Source organism: Pseudomonas sp. W4I3 (genome assembly GCF_030816195.1).
Lineage (GTDB): Bacteria > Pseudomonadota > Gammaproteobacteria > Pseudomonadales > Pseudomonadaceae > Aquipseudomonas.
Genome location: NZ_JAUSXS010000001.1, coordinates 4834125 through 4852534, shown reverse-complemented (window position 1 = coordinate 4852534; position 18410 = coordinate 4834125). Strand labels below are relative to the sequence as shown.

The window sequence follows — 18410 nt, the reverse complement described above, 5'->3', positions numbered from 1 at the left end:
AACGTTCCGTTTAACTGACGGTCAGCCAAGCGAGAGAGCATGATGCCCCACGCCGCCCAACTATCTACGGCCCCTGTGATCCAGGGGCTGGTTCCGCCTGTAGAGCCGCCGACCCGCCAGGGTCTTGAGCAGGCGTTCTCGCACTTCAACCAGATGTCGAGCCAGCTGACCGATTCCTACAGCCTGCTTGAAGCCCGGGTGTCCGAGCTTAAAGGCGAGCTCGCAGTGGTCAGCGCTCAGCGCATGCAGGAGCTGGCCGAAAAAGAACGCTTGGCCAACCGCCTGCAGAATCTGCTCTCACTGTTGCCCGGTGGCGTGATCGTCATCGATGACCAGGGCCGTGTGCGCGAAGCCAACCCGGCCGCCTGCGACCTGCTTGGCCTGCCGCTGGAAGGCGAGCTGTGGCGCCATGTCATCACCCGCTGCTTCGCGCCGCGTGAGGATGACGGCCACGAAGTGTCCCTTAAGGATGGGCGCCGCCTGTCCATTGCCACCCGGTCCCTGGACGCTGAGCCAGGCCAGTTGGTGCTGCTCAACGACCTGACGGAAACCCGTCACTTGCAAGACCAACTGGCCCGCCACGAGCGTTTGTCGTCGTTGGGGCGCATGGTCGCTTCGCTGGCGCATCAGATCCGCACGCCGCTGTCGGCAGCGTTGATCTACGCCAGTCATTTGACTGATGAGCAATTGCCCACGGCCACCCACCAGCGCTTTGCCGGGCGTCTCAAGGAGCGCCTGCATGAGTTGGAACACCAAGTGCGCGACATGCTGGTGTTTGCCCGTGGCGAATTACCGTTGACTGACCGCCTGACCCCGGCCGGCTTGATGCAGGCCCTGCAAGCGGCGGCGGCCACGCATATTCAGGGCGCGAACCTGCGCTGGCAATGCGACAGCCACCACGGCGAGTTGCTGTGCAACCGCGACACGCTGGTCGGTGCGCTGCTCAATCTGATCGAAAACGCCACCCAGGCCAGCGGCCCCGGTGCGCGGCTCAAGGTGCATCTGTATAGCCGCGAGCAAACCCTGCGCCTGTGCATCAGCGACAGCGGCAGCGGTATAGCCCCGGCCGTGCTGGAGCGCCTGGGCGAACCTTTTTTCACCACCAAGACCAACGGCACTGGCCTGGGCCTGACCGTGGTCAAGGCCGTGGCGCGTGCGCATCAGGGAGAATTGCAGTTGCGCTCCCGGTTGGGGCGCGGCACCTGTGCATTGATGACCTTGCCGCTGTTTTCCAGCGCGGCAAGCGCGGAGTAGAAGGATCATGACTATCAAGGTTTTATTGGTTGAAGACGATCGCGCCCTGCGTGAGGCATTGGCTGACACGCTGCTGTTGGCGGGCCATGACTACCGTGCGGTCGGCTCAGCCGAGGAGGCCTTGGAGGCGGTGGAGCAGGAAGCCTTCAGCCTGGTGGTCAGCGATGTGAACATGCCCGGCATGGACGGCCACCAGTTGCTCGGCCTGCTGCGCGCGCGCCAGCCGCAATTGCCGGTGCTGCTGATGACCGCCCATGGCGCCGTGGAGCGGGCTGTGGACGCCATGCGTCAGGGGGCGGCGGATTATCTGGTCAAGCCGTTCGAGCCCAAGGCGCTGATCGAGTTGGTCGCCCGGCATGCCCTGGGGGTGATTTCGGCGGGCGAGGGTGACGGTCCGATTGCCTTCGAACCGGCCAGCGCGCAATTGCTGGAACTGGCGGCCCGCGTGGCGCGCAGTGACTCCACCGTATTGATCTCCGGCGAGTCCGGCACCGGCAAGGAAGTGTTGGCGCGCTATATCCATCAACAATCGAGCCGAGCCCGGCAACCGTTCATCGCGATCAACTGCGCGGCGATCCCGGACAACATGCTCGAAGCCACGCTGTTCGGCCATGAGAAGGGTTCGTTCACCGGCGCCATCGCGGCCCAGGCCGGCAAGTTCGAACAGGCCGACGGCGGCACCATTCTGCTCGACGAAATCTCGGAAATGCCCCTGGGCCTGCAAGCCAAACTGCTGCGCGTGTTGCAAGAGCGCGAAGTGGAGCGGGTGGGCGCACGCAAGCCGATCCAGCTGGACATCCGCGTGGTCGCCACGACCAACCGCGACCTGGCGGGCGAAGTGGCGGCGGGGCGGTTTCGCGAAGACTTGTTCTACCGGCTATCGGTATTCCCGCTGGCCTGGCGCCCGTTGCGCGAGCGTCCGGCCGATATCATTCCGCTGGCCGAGCGCCTGCTGAACAACCACGTCAAAAAAATGAAGCATGCCCAGGCACGGCTGTCGGCCGAGGCCCAGGCCTGTCTGGTCAGTTATCCATGGCCGGGTAACGTGCGCGAGCTGGACAACGCCATCCAGCGCGCGCTGATCCTGCAGCAGGGCGGCCTGATCCAGCCGCAGGATTTCTGTCTGGCCATGGGCAATGGCGTGGCGCCGTTGCCGAGCCTGGCGCCGGCACCGGTGCTGGCCGAAGCCGAATCGGCTGGCGGCCTGGGCGATGACCTGCGCCGCCGCGAATTCCAGATGATCATCGACACCCTGCGCGCCGAGCGCGGCCGCCGCAAAGAGGCGGCCGAACGCCTTGGCATCAGCCCGCGCACCCTGCGCTACAAGCTGGCGCAGATGCGCGACGCCGGGATGGACGTGGAAGCGTATCTTTTCGCCACCTGAGCAAAACCTGGGCTGACAAGGTTTGTCGCCTTTTCTTACGAATCGCCACGGAGCTGGCACCCTTGTTGCTACCACCCCTAGTAACCGCTGCGTAGTGTCAAAAAATTGCGGGTCGTCGGAGAGAGAAGTTAATGAGCCAGGGTATTGAGTTCAATCGGTTGATGTTGGATATGCGCTCCATGCAAATGGATGCCATGGCTCAGCCGAAATCCGTCGCGCCAGCGCCGGAATTGGGCCAAAGCAATTTTGCCGACATGCTCGGTCAGGCAATCAATAAAGTCAGTGATACCCAGCAGGCTTCCAGCCAGTTGGCGACCGCGTTCGAGATCGGTAAAAGCGGCGTGGACCTCACCGATGTGATGGTCGCCTCGCAAAAGGCCAGTGTTTCCTTCCAGGCCTTGACCCAAGTGCGTAACAAGCTGGTTCAGGCTTATCAAGACATCATGCAGATGCCGGTTTAAGGGCGAGATTTAACTCATGGCAGAAGCAGTCGTGGACAACGTACCCGCCAAGACAGAAGGCAAGCCGCCGCTGTTTGGCCTGTCGTTCCTGGAAAACCTCTCGGAAATGACCATGCTGCGTCAGGTGGGCCTGATGGTCGGCCTGGCGGCCAGCGTGGCGATTGGTTTTGCCGTGGTGCTGTGGTCGCAGCAACCTGATTACCGGCCGCTGTACGGCAGCCTGGCGGGCATGGATTCCAAGCAGATCATGGAAACCCTCGCCGCCGCCGACATTGCCTACACGGTCGAGCCCAACTCGGGTGCCTTGCTGGTTAAGGCCGATGATGTGGCGCGTGCGCGGATGAAACTGGCCGCGGCCGGCGTGACGCCGTCCGACAGCAATATCGGCTTTGAAATCCTCGACAAGGACCAGGGCCTGGGCACCAGCCAGTTCATGGAAGCCACCCGCTACCGTCGCGGCCTGGAAGGCGAACTGGCGCGCACCATTTCCAGCTTGAACAACGTCAAGGGTGCCCGCGTGCACTTGGCCATTCCGAAAAGCTCGGTGTTCGTGCGTGACGAGCGCAAGCCAAGCGCCTCGGTATTGGTCGAGCTGTTTTCCGGCCGCTCCCTGGAGCCTGGCCAGGTACTGGCAATCGTCAACCTGGTGGCCACCAGCGTGCCGGAGTTGAGCAAGTCGCAAATCACCGTGGTCGACCAGAAGGGCAACCTGCTGTCGGACATGGCCGAAAATTCCGCGCTGACCCAGGCCGGCAAGCAGTTCGACTACAGCCGTCGCATGGAAAGCATGCTCACCCAGCGCGTGCACAATATTCTGCAGCCGGTGCTGGGCAATGACCGCTACAAGGCTGAAGTGTCCGCCGACGTAGACTTCAGCGCTGTCGAATCGACGTCCGAACAATTCAACCCGGACCAGCCCGCCCTGCGCAGCGAACAGTCCACCAGCGAACAACGCACTGCCAGCAACGGCCCGCAAGGTGTGCCGGGAGCTTTGAGCAACCAGCCACCGGCGCCGGCTTCGGCCCCGCAAACCACCGGTGGCGCTGCGGCGACCGCGGGTGCGATCCAGCCTGGGCAGCCATTGCTGGATGCCAACGGCCAGCAGATCATGGACCCGGCCACCGGCCAGCCAATGCTCGCGCCGTACCCGGCGGACAAGCGTAACCAGTCCACCAAGAACTTCGAGCTCGACCGTTCCATCAGCCACACCAAGCAGCAGCAGGGCAAGATCAATCGCCTGTCGGTGTCGGTGGTGGTCGATGACCAGGTCAAGGTCAACGCCGCTGACGGTGCCGTCACCCGCGCGCCATGGACCGCCGATGAATTGGCGCGCTTCACCCGCCTGGTGCAGGACGCCGTCGGCTTCGACGCCAGCCGTGGTGACAGCGTGAGTGTGATCAACATGCCGTTCTCCGCCGAGCGCGGCGAAGTGATCGCCGACCCGGCGTTCTACACCCAGCCGTGGTTCTGGGACATCGTCAAGCAAGTGCTGGGTGTGCTGTTCATTCTGGTGCTGGTGTTCGGCGTGCTGCGTCCGGTGCTCAACAACATCACCGGTAACGGCAAGAAACAACTGGCCCTGGCCGGTGGCGACGTGGAACTGGGCGGCATGGGTGGTCTGGACGGCGAGCTGGCCAACGACCGCGTCAGCCTGGGCGGCCCGCAAAGTATCCTGTTGCCAAGCCCGAGCGAAGGCTATGACGCTCAGTTGAACGCAATCAAGAGTCTGGTGGCAGAAGACCCGGGCCGTGTGGCCCAGGTCGTGAAAGAGTGGATTAACGCTGATGAATGATCGAGCCGCTGTTGCCAAGCTCTCCCGGGTCGACAAGGCCGCCGTGCTGCTGCTGTCGTTGGGCGAAACCGACGCTGCCCAAGTGCTGCGCCACATGGGCCCCAAAGAGGTCCAGCGCGTAGGCGTGGCCATGGCGCAGATGCGCAATGTGCACCGCGAGCAAGTCGAGCAGGTGATGAGCGAGTTCGTCGAGATCGTCGGCGACCAGACCAGCCTGGGCGTCGGCTCCGACAGCTATATCCGCAAGATGCTGACCTCGGCCCTGGGCGAAGACAAGGCCAACGGCCTGATCGACCGCATCCTGCTGGGCGGCAACACCAGTGGCCTGGACAGCCTCAAATGGATGGAACCGCGCGCGGTCGCTGACGTGATCCGCTACGAGCACCCGCAGATCCAGGCCATCGTCGTGGCCTACCTGGACCCGGACCAGGCCGGCGAAGTGCTTGGCCACTTCGACCATAAAGTGCGCCTGGACATCATCCTGCGTGTGTCGTCGTTGAACACCGTGCAGCCGGCCGCCCTGAAAGAACTCAACACGATTCTCGAGAAACAGTTCTCGGGCAACTCGAATGCCTCGCGCACCACCCTGGGCGGGATCAAGCGTGCCGCCGACATCATGAACTTCCTCGACAGCTCGGTCGAAGGCCAGTTGATGGACTCGATCCGCGAGATCGACGACACCCTGTCCGGCCAGATCGAAGACCTGATGTTCGTGTTCAACAACCTCGCCGATGTCGACGACCGCGGCATCCAGGCGTTGCTGCGCGAAGTGTCGTCCGACGTGCTGGTGCTGGCCCTCAAGGGCTCGGACGAGGGCGTCAAGGAAAAGATCTTCAAGAACATGTCCAAGCGTGCCTCCGAACTGTTGCGCGACGACCTGGAAGCCAAGGGCCCGGTGCGCGTCAGCGACGTGGAAACCGCGCAGAAAGAAATCCTCACCATTGCCCGCCGTATGGCCGAAGCCGGAGAAATCGTTCTCGGCGGGAAGGGCGGCGAAGAAATGATCTAAGGCGCCCTGCATGTCGAACAAAGATGAGACGCCCAGCGATCTGATTCGCGCGCGGGATGTCGGCGGGTTCGACATCTGGTCGTTGCCCAGCTTCGACCCCCACGTGCCGGAACCTGAGCCTGAGCCGGTGGAAGAGCCTCCAGCGCAGATGGAAGAAGTGCCGCTGGAAGAAGTCCAGCCGCTGACCCTTGAAGAGTTGGAAGCGATCCGCCAGGAGGCTTACAACGAAGGCTTTGCGGCCGGTGAAAAAGACGGCTTTCGCAGCACCACCCTCAAGGTCCGCCAGGAAGCCGAAGAAGCCCTCAGCGGCAAGCTGGCCAGCCTCGAGCGCTTGATGGGTACCCTGTTCGACCCGATTGCCGAACAGGATTCGCAACTGGAGAAGTCCATGGTCGGCCTGGTGCAGCACATCGCGCGCCAGGTGATCCAGCGCGAACTGGTGCTTGATTCGAGCCAGATCGAAAGCGTGATGCGCGAAGCCCTCAAGCTGCTGCCCCTGGGTGTCGGTAATGTGCGGCTGTACATCAACCCGCAGGATTTCGAGCAGGTCAAAGCCTTGCGCGAGCGCCATGAAGAAACCTGGCGCATCGTCGAGGACGCGTCGCTGCAGCCGGGCGGCTGCCGCGTCGAGACCGAGCACAGCCGCATCGATGCCACGGTGGAAACCCGCATCAGCCAGATCATGGCCAAGTTGCTGGACCAACAGCACGAACAGGCGCTGAATCCGTCCCAAGCCGATATCAGTGTTGACCTGGACGCCAGCGATGCGCCTTGATCGCACCAGCTTCGCCAAGCGCCTGGACAGCTACGCCGAGGCCACTGAGTTGCCCGGCCAACCGATCCTGGAAGGGCGCCTGTTGCGCATGGTCGGCCTGACCCTCGAAGCCGAGGGCTTGCGTGCCGCCATGGGCAGCCGCTGCATGGTGATCAACGACGACAGCTATCACCCGGTGCAGGTCGAAGCCGAAGTGATGGGCTTTTCCGGCAGCAAGATATTCCTGATGCCGGTGGGCAGCCTCGCCGGTATCGCCCCCGGTGCCCGCGTGGTGCCATTGGCCGACACCGGGCGCTTGCCGATGGGCATGAGCATGCTCGGCCGCGTGCTCGACGGCGCCGGTCGCGCGCTGGACGGCAAGGGCGGCATGAAGGCCGAGGACTGGGTGCCGATGGACGGCCCCACCATCAACCCGCTCAACCGTAACCCCATCAGCGTGCCGCTGGACGTGGGCATTCGCAGCATCAACGGTTTATTGACGGTCGGTCGCGGCCAGCGCCTGGGCCTGTTCGCCGGTACCGGTGTGGGTAAATCGGTGTTGCTGGGCATGATGACGCGCTTTACCGAGGCCGACATCATTGTGGTGGGGCTGATCGGCGAGCGGGGCCGTGAGGTCAAGGAGTTCATCGAGCACAGCCTCGGTGAAGAAGGGCTCAAGCGTTCGGTGGTGGTCGCCTCCCCAGCGGATGACGCCCCGCTGATGCGCTTGCGCGCGGCGATGTACTGCACGCGCATCGCCGAATATTTTCGCGACAAGGGCAAGAATGTCCTGTTGCTGATGGACTCGCTCACCCGTTTCGCCCAGGCCCAGCGCGAGATCGCCCTGGCCATCGGCGAGCCGCCGGCGACCAAGGGTTATCCGCCGTCGGTGTTCGCCAAGCTGCCCAAGCTGGTGGAGCGGGCCGGTAATGCCGAGGCCGGCGGCGGCTCGATCACCGCGTTCTATACGGTGTTGTCCGAAGGCGACGACCAGCAGGACCCGATTGCCGACTCGGCGCGGGGCGTGCTCGATGGGCACATCGTGCTGTCGCGCCGCCTGGCCGAAGAAGGTCACTACCCGGCCATCGACATCGAGGCATCCATCAGCCGGGTGATGCCAGCGGTGGTCACGCCGGAGCACATGGCCCGCGCGCAGTACTTCAAGCAGCTGTGGTCACGTTATCAGCAGAGCCGCGACCTGATCAGCGTGGGCGCCTACGTGGCCGGTGGCGATCGCGAGACCGATCTGGCGATTGCCCTGCAACCGCAATTGGTCACCTACCTGCGCCAGGGGCTCAACGACAAGATCAGCATGGGCGAGAGCGAAGCGCATCTGCAGTCCATCTTCGCCCCGGCGCCAGGCGGCTAAGCCATGGCCAACAGCCGCGCCGCGCGCCTGGCCCCGGTGGTGGACATGGCCGAAAAGGCCGAAAAAGCCGCCGTTCAGCGCCTGGGGTATTTCCAGGGCCAGGTGCGCCTGGCGGAAAGCAAGCTGGGTGACCTCGAACGCTTTCGCAGCGAATACCAACAGCAGTGGATCGAACGCGGCAGCAAGGGCGTGTCGGGGCAGTGGCTGATGGGGTACCAGGGCTTTCTCAATCAACTGGAAACCGCCGTCGGCCAACAGCGCCAGAGCCTGGCCTGGCACCAGAACAACCTCGATAAGGCCCGCGAAAGCTGGCAAGCGGCGTTCGCCCGCGTCGAAGGGTTGCGCAAGCTGGTGCAGCGCTACATCGACGAAGCACGGGCCATCGAAGACAAGCGTGAGCAGAAACTGCTCGATGAGCTGTCGCAGCGTCTTCCCCGCCAAGAGCAGTTCTAACCAATGTGAGAGGAGGTTAGCCCCCTCCCACATTTAATTGCTGTGTTGCTCACATCCAGTTCAGCTGCTACACCTTGTGACTAGTGCCAATGACAAGGAACCAGTCACATGTCGATCGAGCCAGATGTATCCCTGGATGGGAAGAAGTTGACGATCACGATCAAGGGCCGATTCGATTTCGGCAGCCACCAGGCATTTCGTGATGCCTACGAGCGGTTCTATAAGGTGCCTGAGTCGTACATCGTGGACCTTAAAGAAACCACGTATATGGACAGCTCCGCCCTGGGCATGCTTTTGCTGCTGCGGGACCATGCCGGTAGCGATAATTCAGACGTGCGCGTGGTCAACAGCAACTCAGACATACGCAAGATCCTCGCCATCTCCAACTTCGACAAATTGTTCGACATCAGTTGAGCGCCATGACCGCCGCTTTTGAACCGCTGACGATTCTGATCGCCGAAGACAGCGCCGCCGATCTGCTGTTGCTGACGACCATCGTGCGGCGCCAGGGGCACCACGTACTCACCGCGACCAACGGCGAGGAAGCGGTGGAGGTATTTGCGCGCGAGCGTCCGCAACTGGTGCTGATGGACGCGCTGATGCCGGTGATGGACGGTTTTTTCGCTGCGCGGTGGATCAAGCAACTGGCGGGGGAAGAACTGGTCCCGGTTATCTTTCTGACTTCCTTGAGCGAAAGCGCCGACCTGGCCGAATGCCTGGATGCCGGTGGCGATGACTTCCTGCCCAAACCCTACAACCCGTTGATCCTGGCGGCCAAGATCAACGCGATGGACCGTCTGCGCCGGCTGCAGGCCACGGTGCTGCAGCAGCGCGACCAGATCGCCCGGCACCACGACTACCTGTTGCACGAGCAGCGCGCGGCCAAGGCGGTGTTCGACAAAGTCGCGCATTCGGGCTGCATCAATGCAGCGCCGAATATTCGCTACCTGCAATCGCCCTATGCGCTGTTCAACGGCGACCTGCTGCTGGCCGCCTACACGCCGTCCGGCGACATGCACGTGCTGCTCGGCGATTTCACCGGCCATGGTTTGCCGGCCGCTATCGGTGCGATGCCCCTGGCCGAGGTGTTCTACGGCATGACCGCCAAGGGCTACGGCCTGGCGCAGACCCTGCGGGAAATGAATGCCAAGCTCAAGCGCATCCTGCCGGTGGACATGTTCTGCTGCGCGACGCTGTTGTGCCTGAGTTCCCAGCGGCGGGTGGTGGAAGTGTGGAACGGCGGCATGCCCGAGGGGTATGTGCATGCCATCGCCACGGGCAAGCGCACCGCGCTGATATCGCGACATCTGCCGCTGGGCGTGCTGTCGGCGCAGGCGTTCGATGACAGTACCGAGGTCTGGCCGATGGCCCTGGGCGACCGGGTCTTCCTGCTTTCCGATGGGGTGCTGGAAACAGCCGACGCCAACGATCAGCTATTCGGTGTCGAGCGCTTGCAGCAGGTCTTTTACGCCAACCGCGAGCCCGGCCGTTTATTCGAAGAGATCGAGCAGGCGCTGGCGGCCTTCCGTGGTCGGGCCAGGGATGACGTCAGCCTGGTGGAGATCACCTTGCAGGCCGACCCGCCGTTGCCTACGGTCCAGCCCGTGTATACCGACAGCGGGCAGTCCTGCCCGCTGGATTGGTCGGTGAGTTTCGAATTTCGCGCGCAGACGCTCAAGCGCTACAACCCGTTGCCCTACCTGCTGCAACTGCTGCTGGAAGTCCATGGCCTGCGTGAGCAGAGCGGGGCGCTGTACAGCGTCATGGCGGAGTTGTATTCCAATGCGCTGGAGCATGGCGTGCTGGGCCTGGACTCGCGGATCAAACGCGATGCCCAGGGCTTCGCGCAGTATTATCAACAGCGCAACGAACGGCTGGCGCGCCTGGATCACGGGTACATCCGCGTGCAGGTACAGGTGGTGCCGACCGCGACGGGCGGCACGATGACCTTGCGTATTGACGACAGCGGGCCTGGATTCGATGTTGAGCAAGTGCTCGCGCAGCCGCTGGACATCGACCGTCTGTCCGGTCGCGGCTTGAGCCTGGTGCGTCAACTGAGCAGCGATGTACGCTGGTCCGACGGCGGGCGCAGTGTCTGCGTGGAGTTTTGCTGGAAGGCTCTGGCATAATCCGCCGATTCTTGATCAAGGAGCGAGCAAGTGGCTGAGATTCATCTGGACCCCAATGTGCTGTCGGGCTTGCAAGAGGTGATGGAGGCCGAGTACCCGCGGCTGCTGGAGACTTTTCTGCATGATTCTGAAGAACGCGTCACCGCGCTGCGCAAGGCGCGCGATGATGCCAAGGCGCTGGGGCGCATCGCGCATAGCTTCAAGGGCAGCAGTGGCAACCTTGGGGCGGTTCGGTTGGCGCAGTTGTGTGAGCGGCTGGAAGCGGAATCCGTAGGGGCGCAGGCAGGCCTCGGTGCCCTGGTCGATCAGATTGATCACGAGTTTGCGCTGGTTCGGCCGTTGTATGAGTCCGAGCGTGAGCGCTTCAGTCTCTGAGTTCCGCTGAAGCGTAATGTACCAGCGCTGGGCAACTTGGCCCGACTCTTGCTGTACCTCTGCATACTGCATCCCCGATCCCCCATGCAGTGGAGACCTTTATCTATGCCAGTCGCCCCCAATTCGCTCCTTCAGGCTGCCCCCGCGGCCAAGCCTCAAGCGCCTGCCGCCACCCCTGCGGTAGCGGCTGCGGAACCACGGGACAAGGGCCCTGGCTTCGCTCAAGTGTTCGCCAACCAAGGCGCCAAGCCGGCGTCGAAAACCAACGACACCCCAGGTAAGTCGACGCCGACAGCGGGCGACGAGAAGTCTGCCGCCAGCACGCCAGCGGTTGCCGATAGCGGCAATCCCTTGCCTGCCACGCCGGCCAAGGCCGACGACGCGGCTGACGACGCGCCCGCCGATCCATCCCTGGCGCAACAGCCGCCAGTAGATGCGCCGGTCGACCCCGCGTTGATCGCTGCGGTCACGCCCGCTGCCGTACCGGTAGAAACCCCAGCGCCCGCCGCAGCGGTGGAAGATGACAAGCCTGCGCCGGTCGCCGCCGCCCCCGTCGCGGTGATCGATGAGGCCAAGCAACCGGCCTTCGACCCTGAAGCCGACCCCCTGGATGCGATGCCCGCCGTACGTTTGGCGATGGAGCAGGGCGGTCATGTGTCTGCCAGCAGCCAGGCGCCACAGAAAACCGCGCCAACTACCGCGCAGGATCAGCCGACCGCCGCGCAGAACTTCGCGACGGGCCTCGCGACCATGGTCGATCAGCAAGCCACCAAGGACAGCACTGACCAGGGCGGCGACAAAGCCTTCGGCGCGCTGATCGATGACGGCCTCAAGGATTTGAAGGACGCCAGCAGCGACACCCGTGTGGATGACTTCGCCAACCGCCTGGCCGCGCTGACTCAGGCCGCCACGCCGAAAACCGCCAACGCCTTGCCGCCGGTGATCAATGCGCCGCTGGCCATGCACCAGAGCGGCTGGACCGAAGAAGTGGTCAACCGCGTCATGTACCTCTCCAGCGCCAACCTCAAGTCGGCCGAAATCCAGCTGCAGCCGGCGGAGCTGGGGCGTCTGGACATCAAGGTCAACATGACGCCCGATCAGCAGGCCCAGGTGAGTTTCATGAGCGGGCATGCGGTGGTGCGTGAAGCGCTGGAAAGCCAGTCCGGCCGCTTGCGCGAGATGTTCGCTCAGCAGGGCATGGGCCAGGTGGACGTGAATGTGTCCGACCAATCTCGGGGGCAGGAGCAGCAACAGCAGCAGAACCAGGCACGGGGCGTGAGTGGCAGTGGCGGTAGGGGTAACGGTGGCGACGTCGCCGACCCCGTCGACGTGGCAGCCGCCGTCGCGCCCGTGGTGAGCAGTGTGATCGGCTCCAGCGCAGTCGACTACTACGCCTGATCCAAGCCGATCAGCGCTCAACATGTGGGAGGGGGCTTGCTCCCGATGGCGGCCTTACAGCCGACCATGGTGTTGGATCAGAGCGAGTACATATCCGTTGCTGCGGTAACGGCGGCTTAGGGTTCCGCCCTTACGGCGGGTCACTTTTGGAAAAGAGCCCCAAAAGTAACCAAAAGGGCTCCTGCCCCACCACTCGGCACCTCGCTCACGCTCGGTGTGCCCGTAATCCGACATTGATTTGGAGGGCCGCCGCCACGCGCCATCCATGGCGCGGGGCGGCTAAACCGGCATCCCTGCCGGTTTACCCTCCAAATCAATATCGAATTCCGGCCAGCGTGGTTTAACGGGGCGCCAAAGATCAAGAGCAAGATCAAGAGCGGTCGCTTCGCATCGTGGTTACTGGGTTACTGTAGGCTGCTACAAAGTTGTGTAGATACCTATGCCCCGATGACGATGTATCAGCAGCCGATTGGTTGACTGACACACTGCAATCGGGGGCAAGCCCCCCCCCACATTTGATTAATGTTGCCCTGATGCCAGACAACTCTGGCATAACACTTGCTCTTGCCTTTGCGTAGATCTATGAATCCCAGAATAGTGACGGATTATTGGCATGGCGAAGAGCGACGACGCAGCAACTCCCCCCGCAGGCAAAGGCAAGCTCAAGCTGATCCTGCTGATTGTGCTGGGCCTGCTCCTGGCCATTGGCGCCTCGGTAGGTGGCACTTGGTACATCATGCACAGCAGCGCCAGCAAGCCGGCCCCCGCCGCCGAGACCGCCACTAACGTCAAGCAACCGGCAATCTTCGAGCCGATGCTTCCGGCGTTTGTCGCCAACTACAACCAGAACGGTCGCCAACGCTACTTGCAGGTGAGCATCACCTTGCTGGCGCGCAACCAGGCGGACCTGGACGCGCTCAAGGTGCACATGCCGGTAATCCGCAACAACCTGGTCATGCTGTTCTCCGGGCAGAGCTTCGACAGCCTGGCCACTCCGGTGGGCCAGGAAATGCTGCGCCAGAAGGTCACTGCCAGCGTGCAGGAAGTGGCCCAGAAAGAGCTCGGCAAAGTCGTGGTCGAGCAGGCGCTCTTCACTAACTTCGTATTGCAGTAGGACCACGACATGGCCGTGCAAGACCTGCTGTCCCAGGATGAAATCGACGCGCTGTTGCATGGCGTCGACGATGGTCTGGTACAGACCGAAATGGCTGCCGAACCCGGCAGCGTCAAAAGTTACGACCTGACCAGCCAGGATCGCATCGTCCGTGGACGCATGCCGACCCTGGAAATGATCAACGAGCGTTTCGCCCGCTATACCCGCATCAGCATGTTCAACATGCTGCGCCGTTCGGCGGATGTGGCGGTGGGCGGCGTACAGGTGATGAAGTTCGGTGAATACGTGCACTCGCTGTACGTACCCACCAGCCTCAACCTGGTCAAGATCAAGCCGTTGCGCGGCACCGCGCTGTTCATCCTCGACGCCAAGCTGGTGTTCAAACTGGTGGACAACTTCTTCGGCGGCGACGGTCGTCACGCCAAGATCGAAGGCCGTGAATTCACGCCCACCGAACTGCGCGTGGTGCGCATGGTGCTGGAGCAGGCCTTCATCGATTTGAAGGAAGCCTGGCAGGCGATCATGGAAGTCAATTTCGAGTACATCAACTCGGAAGTGAACCCGGCCCATGGCCAACATCGTCGGGCCGAGCGAAGCCATTGTGGTATCGACCTTCCACATCGAACTCGATGGCGGCGGCGGCGACCTGCACGTGACCATGCCGTACTCGATGATCGAGCCGGTGCGCGAAATGCTCGACGCGGGCTTCCAGTCCGACCTCGACGACCAGGACGAACGCTGGGTCAAGGCCCTGCGCGAAGACCTGCTGGACGTCGACGTGCCCCTGAGCGCCACCGTGGCCCGTCGCCAGCTGCGCCTGCGCGACATCCTGCACATGCAGCCGGGGGACGTGATCCCCGTCGAGTTGCCGGAAGAATTAATTATGCGCGCCAACGGTGTGCCGTCGTTCAAGGTCAAGCTCGGTTCCCACAAGGGCAACCTGGCGCTGCAAGTGGTTGAGCCGATCAACCGACGCTGACCCGACCCCAAGCTGCATCCCCTATTTCTGATTGTTTGCTGCGCCGAGGACATGTAATGGCTACCGAACACGAAAACACATCCGCCGAAGACCAGGCCCTGGCTGACGAGTGGGCTGCTGCCCTGGAAGAAACCGGCGATGTCGGCCAGGACGACATCGACGCGCTGCTGGCCGCCGACGCCGCCTCTGCGCCGGCCGGCAAGCGCCTGCCGATGGAAGAATTCGGCAGCGTGCCGAAAAACAACGACCCGGTGACCCTCGACGGCCCCAACCTGGATGTGATTCTGGACATTCCGGTGTCGATTTCCATGGAAGTGGGCAGCACCGAAATCAACATCCGCAACCTGCTGCAGCTCAACCAGGGCTCGGTGATCGAGCTTGACCGCCTGGCCGGCGAGCCATTGGACGTGCTGGTCAACGGCACGCTGATCGCCCATGGCGAGGTGGTGGTGGTCAACGAGAAGTTCGGCATTCGCCTGACGGACGTGATCAGCCCGAGCGAACGCATCAAGAAGTTGCGCTGAAATGAAGTATTCGATGGCGGGACTGTTACTGGCGCTGCCATTGAGCGCGCTGGCGGCTGAACCGGTCGCGCAAGCGGCTGCGACTGCCACGCCTGCGGTCGGCAGCGTCGGCGGGCAATTGACGCAGCTGATGCTCGGCCTGTTGCTGGTGGTCGGGTTGATTTTCGTGCTGGCCTGGCTGATGCGCCGCGTGCAGCGTATTGGCCCGGGCAACGCCCAGGTCATCGAAATGATCGGCTCGCGCGCCCTGGGCCCGCGCGATCGCCTGGTGCTGGTGCAGGTGGGTGAGGAGCAGATTCTGCTCGGCATCACACCTGGACGCATCACCCCGTTGCACGTACTCAAGACACCGGTGGACGCGGCCAAGACCGAGGCCGCCACGCCAGAATTCGCTCAGCGCCTGATGGAGTTGCTGGGCAAGGATCAGAAGGATAAGAAGTAATGCGCGTGTTCCTGACGCTCATGCTGTTGCTGGCCGCGCCGATGGCGCTGGGCGCCGACCCGTTGTCGATCCCGGCGATCACCCTGGGCACCAACGCGGCGGGGGCGCAGGAGTATTCGGTCAGCCTGCAGATCCTGTTGATCATGACTGCGCTGAGTTTTATCCCGGCGTTCGTCATGCTGATGACCAGCTTTACGCGGATCATCATTGTGTTCTCGATCCTGCGCCAGGCCCTGGGCCTGCAACAAACGCCGTCGAACCAGATCCTTACCGGGATGGCGTTGTTCCTGACGCTGTTCATCATGGCGCCAGTGTTCGACAAGGTGAACCAGCAAGCCCTGCAGCCTTATCTTGCTGAGAAAATGACCGCCCAGGACGCGATCGACAAGGCCCAGGGTCCGATCAAGGACTTCATGCTGTCGCAGACCCGCTCCAGCGACCTCGAGCTGTTCATGCGCCTGTCCAAGCGCACCGACATCGCCACCCCCGACCAGGCACCGTTGACCATCCTGGTCCCGGCGTTCGTCACCTCGGAATTGAAGACCGCGTTCCAGATCGGCTTCATGATTTTCATCCCGTTCCTGATCATCGACCTGGTGGTGGCGAGCGTGTTGATGGCAATGGGCATGATGATGCTGTCGCCGCTGATCATCTCGTTGCCGTTCAAGATCATGCTGTTTGTGCTGGTGGACGGCTGGGCGCTGATTATCGGCACCCTGGCCGGCAGTTTCGGAGGGGTATAGCGCCATGACCCCAGAAGTTGCCGTCGACCTGTTCCGTGAAGCGCTGTGGCTGACCACCGTGATGGTCGCCGTGCTAGTGGTGCCGAGCCTGCTGGTCGGCCTGCTGGTGGCGATGTTCCAGGCGGCCACCCAGATCAACGAACAGACCCTGAGCTTCCTGCCGCGCCTGCTGGTGATGCTGATCACGTTGATCGTCGCCGGCCCGTGGCTGGTGCAAACCTTCATGGAATACATCCTGCAGTTGTACGGCAGTATTCCGCAGTTGATCGGCTGAGCCGATGCAATCCTTGCTGGCCTTGACCGACACCCAGATCAGTACCTGGGTGGCCTCGTTCATCCTGCCGCTGTTTCGCGTCACGGCGATGTTGATGGCCATGCCGGTGTTCGGCACCACCCTGGTACCGCGGCGTGTGCGGCTGTATTTCGCGGTGGCGATCACCGTGGTCATCGTGCCGGGGCTGCCGCCGATGCCTCCGGTCAACGCGCTTGACCTCAGTGCGCTGATGCTGATCGCCGAACAGGTCCTGATCGGCGCCATGCTGGGCTTTTCCCTGAGCCTGTTCTTCCAGGCGTTTGTGGTCGCCGGGCAAATCATCTCGGTGCAGATGGGCATGGGCTTTGCGTCCATGGTCGACCCCACCAACGGGGTGTCGGCGGCGGTGATCGGGCAATTCCTGACCATGCTCGTGACTCTGCTGTTCCTGGCCATGAACGGCCATCTGGTGGCGTTCGAGGTGTTGACCGAAAGCTTCACCACCTTGCCGGTGGGCTCGGGGCTGGTGGTCAACCATTTCTGGGAAGTGGTGGGGCGCCTCGGTTGGGTGCTGGGCGCTTCGCTGTTGCTGGTGCTGCCGGCGATCACCGCGCTGCTGGTGGTCAACATCGCGTTTGGCGTGATGACCCGCGCGGCGCCGCAACTGAACATCTTCTCGATTGGTTTTCCGTTGACCCTGGTGTTGGGCATGGGGATTTTCTGGATCGGCCTGGCTGACATTCTCAATCAGTATCAACCGCTGGCGACCGACGCCTTGCAGTTTTTACGTGATCTGGCACGGGCGCGCTGAGCCATGGCTGAGAGCGAGAGTGGTCAGGACAAAACAGAAGACCCCACGGAGAAACGTAAAAAGGACTCCAGGGAAAAGGGCGAGATCGCACGCTCCAAAGAGCTCAATACCGTTGCGACCATGATGGCGGGTGCCGGCGCGCTGCTGATTTACGGCGGTGGCCTGGCGCTGGACTTGCTGGAACTGATGAAGCACAACTTCAGTTTGCCTCGCGAGGTACTGCTCAACCCCGATTCCATGGGGCAATACCTGCTGCACTCGGGCAAGATCGCCATCCTGGCGGTGCAGCCGATTCTGATCACGTTACTGCTGGCCGCGCTGATCGGCCCGGTGGCCCTCGGCGGCTGGTTGTTTGCCGCCGGCAGCATGGCGCCCAAGTTCAGCCGCATGAACCCGGCGGCCGGGCTCAAACGCATGTTTTCCACCAAGGCCCTGGTGGAACTGCTCAAGGCCTTGGCCAAATTCATCCTGATTCTGGTTGTGGCGTTGTCGGTGCTGTCGTCCGACATCGACGATTTATTGCGCATCGCCCATGAACCGCTCGAGTCGGCGATCATCCATAGCCTGCAAGTGGTGGGGTGGAGTGCGTTGTGGATGTCTGCCGGGCTGATCATCATTGCGGCGGTGGATGCGCCGATCCAGCTGTGGGAAAGCCACAAAAAACTGCTGATGACCAAGCAGGAAGTGCGCGACGAACACAAGGATCAGGAAGGGCGCCCGGAGGTCAAGCAACGCATCCGCCAACTGCAGCGCGAAATGTCCCAGCGCAAGATGATGGCCTCGGTGCCCGACGCCGATGTAATCATCACCAACCCGACCCACTACGCCGTCGCCCTCAAGTACGACCCGGAGAAGGGCGGCGCGCCCATGTTGCTGGCCAAGGGCAGCGACTTTACCGCGCTGAAAATTCGCGAAATCGCTGTGGCCAACGACATTCTGCTGTTGGAATCGCCGGCGCTGGCGCGGTCGATTTTCTATTCCACCGACCTTGACCAGGAAATCCCGGCTGGGCTGTACCTGGCCGTGGCGCAGGTGTTGGCCTACGTCTACCAGATCCGCCAGTACCGAGCGGGCAAGGGCAAGCGGCCGGATCCGCTCAAGGACCTGCCGATTCCGCCGGATCTGCGTCGCGACACTTAAAATCTGCGCTGACCTGTCAACTTTGA

The 18410-nt window shown here is 62.6% G+C and carries 19 protein-coding genes and 1 pseudogene; all 20 read left to right on the top strand.

Going from position 1 to position 18410, the window contains the following annotated elements:
- Window positions 1-42: 42 nt before the first annotated feature.
- The 20 genes and pseudogenes from QF045_RS21950 to flhB all read left to right on the top strand — a co-directional run bounded on the left by QF045_RS21950 (window position 43) and on the right by flhB (window position 18384).
- Window positions 43-1254 carry a PAS domain-containing sensor histidine kinase gene (locus QF045_RS21950; RefSeq protein WP_306494939.1) on the top strand — a complete coding sequence of 404 codons (1212 nt, stop codon included), beginning with the start codon at window positions 43-45 and terminating at the stop codon, window positions 1252-1254.
- A gap of 7 nt (window positions 1255-1261) precedes the next feature.
- Entirely contained in the window at window positions 1262-2638 is a 1377-nt protein-coding gene (locus tag QF045_RS21945) for a sigma-54 dependent transcriptional regulator (RefSeq protein ID WP_306494000.1), read from the top strand.
- 131 nt (window positions 2639-2769) lie between these two features.
- Window positions 2770-3099, top strand: a complete 330-nt coding sequence (fliE, locus tag QF045_RS21940) for a flagellar hook-basal body complex protein FliE (protein ID WP_124387586.1) — start codon at window positions 2770-2772, stop codon at window positions 3097-3099.
- Between the two features lie 16 nt (window positions 3100-3115).
- On the top strand, window positions 3116-4891 hold the full coding sequence (gene fliF, locus QF045_RS21935; protein ID WP_306493999.1) for a flagellar basal-body MS-ring/collar protein FliF: 1776 nt from the start codon (window positions 3116-3118) through the stop codon (window positions 4889-4891).
- Window positions 4884-5900: a flagellar motor switch protein FliG gene (gene fliG / locus QF045_RS21930; protein ID WP_306493998.1), complete on the top strand. Its 1017-nt coding sequence runs from the start codon at window positions 4884-4886 to the stop codon at window positions 5898-5900. Before fliF ends, fliG begins: the two co-directional genes overlap by 8 nt.
- A 10-nt stretch (window positions 5901-5910) precedes the next feature.
- Window positions 5911-6675, top strand: coding sequence for a flagellar assembly protein FliH (gene fliH, locus QF045_RS21925; RefSeq protein WP_306493997.1), 765 nt, complete (start codon window positions 5911-5913; stop codon window positions 6673-6675).
- The gene (gene fliI / locus QF045_RS21920) at window positions 6665-8023 is read left to right on the top strand and encodes a flagellar protein export ATPase FliI (RefSeq protein ID WP_306493996.1); all 1359 of its coding nucleotides are present in this window, start codon (window positions 6665-6667) and stop codon (window positions 8021-8023) included. The genes fliH and fliI overlap by 11 nt, the downstream gene beginning before the upstream one ends.
- Window positions 8024-8026: 3 nt before the next feature.
- Window positions 8027-8476 carry a flagellar export protein FliJ gene (gene fliJ / locus QF045_RS21915; protein ID WP_306493995.1) on the top strand — a complete coding sequence of 150 codons (450 nt, stop codon included), beginning with the start codon at window positions 8027-8029 and terminating at the stop codon, window positions 8474-8476.
- 108 nt (window positions 8477-8584) lie between these two features.
- Window positions 8585-8890, top strand: a complete 306-nt coding sequence (locus QF045_RS21910; RefSeq protein WP_306493994.1) for an STAS domain-containing protein — start codon at window positions 8585-8587, stop codon at window positions 8888-8890.
- A 5-nt stretch (window positions 8891-8895) separates the two neighbouring features.
- Window positions 8896-10605: a SpoIIE family protein phosphatase gene (locus QF045_RS21905; RefSeq protein ID WP_373424460.1), complete on the top strand. Its 1710-nt coding sequence runs from the start codon at window positions 8896-8898 to the stop codon at window positions 10603-10605.
- Window positions 10606-10635: 30 nt separating this feature from the next.
- Window positions 10636-10980: an Hpt domain-containing protein gene (locus QF045_RS21900; RefSeq protein WP_306493992.1), complete on the top strand. Its 345-nt coding sequence runs from the start codon at window positions 10636-10638 to the stop codon at window positions 10978-10980.
- 105 nt (window positions 10981-11085) lie between these two features.
- A complete protein-coding gene (locus QF045_RS21895) occupies window positions 11086-12378 on the top strand; it encodes a flagellar hook-length control protein FliK (protein ID WP_306493991.1) in 1293 nt (430 codons plus the stop codon).
- Window positions 12379-12991: 613 nt separating this feature from the next.
- The gene (gene fliL, locus QF045_RS21890) at window positions 12992-13492 is read left to right on the top strand and encodes a flagellar basal body-associated protein FliL (protein WP_124387578.1); all 501 of its coding nucleotides are present in this window, start codon (window positions 12992-12994) and stop codon (window positions 13490-13492) included.
- Window positions 13493-13501: 9 nt separating this feature from the next.
- Window positions 13502-14471 (top strand): annotated as a pseudogene (gene fliM / locus QF045_RS21885) (flagellar motor switch protein FliM).
- Between the two features lie 56 nt (window positions 14472-14527).
- On the top strand, window positions 14528-14995 hold the full coding sequence (gene fliN, locus QF045_RS21880) for a flagellar motor switch protein FliN (protein ID WP_053257298.1): 468 nt from the start codon (window positions 14528-14530) through the stop codon (window positions 14993-14995).
- Between the two features lies 1 nt (window position 14996).
- Window positions 14997-15437, top strand: a complete 441-nt coding sequence (gene fliO / locus QF045_RS21875; protein WP_306493990.1) for a flagellar biosynthetic protein FliO — start codon at window positions 14997-14999, stop codon at window positions 15435-15437.
- Window positions 15437-16180 carry a flagellar type III secretion system pore protein FliP gene (gene fliP, locus QF045_RS21870; protein ID WP_124363771.1) on the top strand — a complete coding sequence of 248 codons (744 nt, stop codon included), beginning with the start codon at window positions 15437-15439 and terminating at the stop codon, window positions 16178-16180. The genes fliO and fliP overlap by 1 nt, the downstream gene beginning before the upstream one ends.
- A 4-nt stretch (window positions 16181-16184) precedes the next feature.
- Window positions 16185-16454, top strand: a complete 270-nt coding sequence (gene fliQ, locus QF045_RS21865) for a flagellar biosynthesis protein FliQ (protein ID WP_027603863.1) — start codon at window positions 16185-16187, stop codon at window positions 16452-16454.
- 4 nt (window positions 16455-16458) lie between these two features.
- Window positions 16459-17244: a flagellar biosynthetic protein FliR gene (gene fliR, locus QF045_RS21860; protein ID WP_306493989.1), complete on the top strand. Its 786-nt coding sequence runs from the start codon at window positions 16459-16461 to the stop codon at window positions 17242-17244.
- 3 nt (window positions 17245-17247) lie between these two features.
- Window positions 17248-18384, top strand: coding sequence for a flagellar biosynthesis protein FlhB (gene flhB, locus QF045_RS21855; RefSeq protein ID WP_306493988.1), 1137 nt, complete (start codon window positions 17248-17250; stop codon window positions 18382-18384).
- Window positions 18385-18410 lie beyond the last annotated feature (26 nt).

What these genes read in the sequence shown, in the direction of transcription:
- fliF (WP_306493999.1), top strand. Translation starts at nt 3,116, where the DNA reads ATGGCAGAAGCAGTCGTGGACAACGTACCCGCCAAGACAGAAGGCAAG.
- QF045_RS21895 (WP_306493991.1), top strand. Translation starts at nt 11,086, where the DNA reads ATGCCAGTCGCCCCCAATTCGCTCCTTCAGGCTGCCCCCGCGGCCAAG.
- QF045_RS21945 (WP_306494000.1), top strand. Translation starts at nt 1,262, where the DNA reads ATGACTATCAAGGTTTTATTGGTTGAAGACGATCGCGCCCTGCGTGAG.
- QF045_RS21950 (WP_306494939.1), top strand. Translation starts at nt 43, where the DNA reads ATGCCCCACGCCGCCCAACTATCTACGGCCCCTGTGATCCAGGGGCTG.
- QF045_RS21905 (WP_373424460.1), top strand. Translation starts at nt 8,896, where the DNA reads ATGACCGCCGCTTTTGAACCGCTGACGATTCTGATCGCCGAAGACAGC.
- fliJ (WP_306493995.1), top strand. Translation starts at nt 8,027, where the DNA reads ATGGCCAACAGCCGCGCCGCGCGCCTGGCCCCGGTGGTGGACATGGCC.
- fliE (WP_124387586.1), top strand. Translation starts at nt 2,770, where the DNA reads ATGAGCCAGGGTATTGAGTTCAATCGGTTGATGTTGGATATGCGCTCC.
- fliN (WP_053257298.1), top strand. Translation starts at nt 14,528, where the DNA reads ATGGCTACCGAACACGAAAACACATCCGCCGAAGACCAGGCCCTGGCT.
- fliI (WP_306493996.1), top strand. Translation starts at nt 6,665, where the DNA reads ATGCGCCTTGATCGCACCAGCTTCGCCAAGCGCCTGGACAGCTACGCC.
- fliH (WP_306493997.1), top strand. Translation starts at nt 5,911, where the DNA reads ATGTCGAACAAAGATGAGACGCCCAGCGATCTGATTCGCGCGCGGGAT.
- QF045_RS21910 (WP_306493994.1), top strand. Translation starts at nt 8,585, where the DNA reads ATGTCGATCGAGCCAGATGTATCCCTGGATGGGAAGAAGTTGACGATC.
- fliR (WP_306493989.1), top strand. Translation starts at nt 16,459, where the DNA reads ATGCAATCCTTGCTGGCCTTGACCGACACCCAGATCAGTACCTGGGTG.
- flhB (WP_306493988.1), top strand. Translation starts at nt 17,248, where the DNA reads ATGGCTGAGAGCGAGAGTGGTCAGGACAAAACAGAAGACCCCACGGAG.
- fliQ (WP_027603863.1), top strand. Translation starts at nt 16,185, where the DNA reads ATGACCCCAGAAGTTGCCGTCGACCTGTTCCGTGAAGCGCTGTGGCTG.
- fliL (WP_124387578.1), top strand. Translation starts at nt 12,992, where the DNA reads ATGGCGAAGAGCGACGACGCAGCAACTCCCCCCGCAGGCAAAGGCAAG.
- fliP (WP_124363771.1), top strand. Translation starts at nt 15,437, where the DNA reads ATGCGCGTGTTCCTGACGCTCATGCTGTTGCTGGCCGCGCCGATGGCG.
- fliO (WP_306493990.1), top strand. Translation starts at nt 14,997, where the DNA reads ATGAAGTATTCGATGGCGGGACTGTTACTGGCGCTGCCATTGAGCGCG.
- fliG (WP_306493998.1), top strand. Translation starts at nt 4,884, where the DNA reads ATGAATGATCGAGCCGCTGTTGCCAAGCTCTCCCGGGTCGACAAGGCC.